Annotated in this window: 1 rRNA gene; it reads right to left on the reverse strand. The window is 40.6% G+C overall.

Going from position 1 to position 266, the window contains the following annotated elements:
* Nucleotides 1–184: 184 nt before the first annotated feature.
* A 23S ribosomal RNA gene (locus M3182_RS25905) occupies nucleotides 185–266 on the reverse strand; the annotation flags it as partial.

Consider the following 266-nt stretch of genomic DNA (forward strand, 5'->3'; position numbering starts at 1 on the left):
TTCCGTGTTCGGCATGGGAACGGGTGTGACCTTCTCGCCATCGTCACCAGACTATTTAATTAAAGAGAAATCTTTTGCTTTCGCAAAAATCTTTGTTCCCTCAAAACTAGATAATGTTCGTAAGAAGAAAAGTAAATACTGAGTATCTAAGTTTTTTCGCGTTAGCGAAAATAACTTTCATTAATTGGTTAAGTCCTCGATCGATTAGTATCAGTCAGCTCCACACGTCACCGCGCTTCCACCTCTGACCTATCAACCTGATCATC

Origin of the sequence: Mesobacillus maritimus (assembly GCF_023715205.1) — a bacterium.
In the GTDB taxonomy this organism is placed as follows: Bacteria; Bacillota; Bacilli; order Bacillales; family Cytobacillaceae; genus Mesobacillus_B; species Mesobacillus_B maritimus_C.